Origin of the sequence: Lacisediminihabitans sp. (assembly GCF_036404185.1) — a bacterium.
GTDB lineage: Bacteria > Actinomycetota > Actinomycetes > Actinomycetales > Microbacteriaceae > Lacisediminihabitans.
In genome coordinates, this window is the sequence record NZ_DASWPB010000121.1 from 1 (window position 1) to 2,973 (window position 2,973).

Annotated in this window: 3 protein-coding genes; 2 read left to right on the forward strand and 1 reads right to left on the reverse strand. The window is 67.0% G+C overall.

Annotated features, from left to right (window positions below; genetic code table 11):
* Positions 1–578 (reverse strand): TetR/AcrR family transcriptional regulator (locus tag VGC18_RS08990; protein WP_331096449.1); only part of this gene is annotated, 578 nt, incomplete at its 3' end.
* A 139-nt stretch (positions 579–717) separates the two neighbouring features.
* Here VGC18_RS08990 and VGC18_RS08995 point away from each other — a divergent pair.
* Together VGC18_RS08995 and VGC18_RS09000 are read left to right on the forward strand one after the other, a co-directional pair.
* Entirely contained in the window at positions 718–1,620 is a 903-nt protein-coding gene (locus VGC18_RS08995; protein WP_331096451.1) for an NADP-dependent oxidoreductase, read from the forward strand.
* Positions 1,621–2,973, forward strand: a 1,353-nt coding sequence (locus tag VGC18_RS09000) for a DHA2 family efflux MFS transporter permease subunit (protein WP_331096454.1), incomplete at its 3' end; no start/stop codon positions are given. It lies immediately after the preceding gene.

Here is a 2,973-nt window from a genome sequence, read left to right on the forward strand (position 1 = left end):
TAGAGGAGGCGTTCGATACGGGCCCGGTGCCGCTCGGCAAGGCCCTTACCCGAGGCCCCGGCAAGCAGCTCGGTCGCGGTCTCGATGAGGATGCGGGTGTATCCAGCGACAAGGAACGCGGCGACGAGAGCGAAATCGTCGTCGAAGCCGGCCTCGTCAAGTTCCCGGGTCAGGCCGTACTGAAGATCAGCGGCAAGCTGACGGGCCCGGGCGATCAGGGTCGGCGATTGCGCCACTGTGCGGAAGAAGACAACGGAGCGTTCGTCGAGGCCGGAGAGTGGATGCTGCTGGTCGAGCAGGTCGAGCAGGAGCGCGCGGACTGCGTCAAGCACTTCGGCGCGCGTTCTGTGGCTGCGAACGGCCGCGAGGAAGAGGTCGTGGATCTCGTCGGCCCGGTCGAAGAACAGGTCCTCCTTCTTCGGGAAGTACTTGAACACCGTGACACTGGACACTCCCGCAGCCCGCCCGATCTCCGCCACCGTGACCTCCTCGAACCCGCGCTCGACGAAGAGTCGTGACGCGGTCTGCGCGATGCGATCCTTCGTCTCCGGTCCACCTCGGCGATCCGTTCGTGCCATGAGCGCCTCCTCCACGGGTTGTGTGACTTAGCTTAGTGGCATAATCTTTGGAATGACAGCATCCCGACCTGCCCCAAAGCCAGTCGGTAGCTGCCCGGCTCGTCCACACCGGGCGACGCGAATGAGAGGGAGCATCACCATGAAGGCAGCACAGTTCAGCAGGTTCGGCGGTCCGGAGGTTCTCGAGATCGTCGACCTCCCCGAACCGCACGCCGGCGTCGGTGAAGTGCGCATCCGGGTACGGGCAGCGGGGATGAACGCGAGCGATTGGAAGAAGCGGTCGGGGCAGATGGACCAGGAGCTGCCGCAGACGATGGGCTACGAAGCAGCTGGCGTGGTCGATGAGATCGGTGAGCGTGTCAGCGGGGTGCAGCTCGGCGACAAGGTCGTTGGTATCGGTGGTGGGGGTGCCGCTCAGGCCGAGTTTGCGGTCCTGTCGACGTGGGCGCCGATCCCCGCGTCACTGGACTTCGTCGGTGCGGCCGCGCTGCCGTCGACGGTGGAGACAGCCGCCCGGGCCTTGGATCAGCTGAGCGTCACCGAGGGAAGCACGGTCTTGATCAATGGGGCATCCGGGAGCATCGGCAGCGCAGCGGTGCAGTTCGCTGTCCACCGCGGTGCCCGCGTGATCGGCACGGGCAGCCCCGCGACACACGACTACCTGCGGAGCCTTGGCGCGGAGCCCGTCGCCTACGGCGATGGGCTGACCGACCAGGTGCGAGCCATCACTCCTAACGGGGTCGACCTCGCCCTCGATGTCGCCGGCAGCGGTGTGCTGCCGGAACTGATCGACCTCGCCGACGGCGCGGAGAACGTGATCACGATCGCCGACGTCCCGGGTGCGAAGCAGTACGGCGTCCGGTTCAGCCGAGGCGACGAGGGCCGCGCCGAGTACGCGATCGGCTTGGCGATGCAACTCACCGACGAAGGCACGTTCCGTATCCCGGTGGGCCGGACGTTCCCACTGGCGGACGTCGCGGAGGCCCACCGGGTCGGCGAGTCCGGCACAGTCCGTGGCAAGCTCGTTCTCACGGTCGGATAGATGACCACGAGTGTGCCGGTGCCCAACCGGTGGCTGGCGCTGGCAGTACTGAGTCTGGCGCAGCTGATGGACATCGTCGATAACACCATCGTGAACATCGCGCTGCCGAGCGCGCAACGCGATCTCGGATTCTCCATCGTGGACCGGCAGTGGGTGATTACCGGATACGCGCTCGCGTTCGGCAGCCTGCTGCTGATCGGCGGACGCCTGTCGGACCTGTTCGGCCGGAAGCGCATGTTCATAATCGGGCTCTGTGGGTTCGCCATCGCGTCCGCGGTCGGAGGCGCCGCGACCGGATTCGAGGTGCTGCTGGTCGCTCGTGTCGCGCAGGGTGCATTCGCGGCCGCACTCGCCCCCGCAGCACTCTCCCTGCTCTCCGTGACGTTCTCCGACAACCCAACCGATCGCGGCAAGGCGTTCGGGGTATTCGGCGCGATCTCCGGTGCCGGCGGCGCGATCGGGCTGCTTCTCGGCGGATTCCTCACCGAAACCCTGTCGTGGCGGTGGTGCCTGTACGTGAACCTGATCTTCGCCGTCCTCGCGTTCCTCGGCGCGATCGTGTTCCTGCGCGACGGCACCCGACCCGCCCGGGTCAGGTTCGACGCTGCCGGCGCGGTCACGGCGGTACTCGGTCTCGCTGGCATCGTCTACGGGCTCGGGAACGCCGCCGATCACGGCTGGACCGACCCCGTAACCTTCATCCCCACCATCATCGGGGTCGCCGCCCTCATCGCGTTCGTGGTCATCGAACGACGGGTGGATCACCCGCTGCTGCCGATCAAGGTGGTCCTGGACCGTGTCCGCGGAGCCTCGTACCTCACCCTGGGCATCGCGGGAGCCGGCACCTTCGTCATCTTCCTGTTCCTGACCTACTACCTCCAGCAGACCCTCGGGATCAGTCCGATCCTCACCGGAGTCGCATTCCTTCCCATGATCGGATGCGTCATGATCGGCGCCGTCGTCTCCGGCACGGTCCTGATGCCCCGCGTCGGACCACGGCCCCTCGTCCCCGCCGGCGCACTCCTCGCAGCGATCGGGCTCGCGCTCCTGACCCGGATCGGAACCGACACCGGCTACGCGGCCACCGTCCTCCCGTCACTACTGATCATGGGCCTCGGCTTCGGCCTGATCTTCGGCCCCGTGCAGAACGCCGCAACCAGCGGAGTCACCGTCTCTGACGCCGGCGTCGCCTCCGCGATGGTCAACACGTCCCAGCAGATCGGCGGCTCCATCGGCACCGCCGTGTTCAGCTCACTCGCCGCCCTCGCCACCAGCAGGTACCTCGCCACCCACGGCACCACACGTACGGCCGATGCGACGATCGCCAGCTACCACCTCGTGTTCTGGATCGCC

Coding starts and splice junctions, on each gene's coding strand:
- VGC18_RS08995 (WP_331096451.1), top strand. CDS start 718: ATGAAGGCAGCACAGTTCAGCAGGTTCGGCGGTCCGGAGGTTCTCGAG.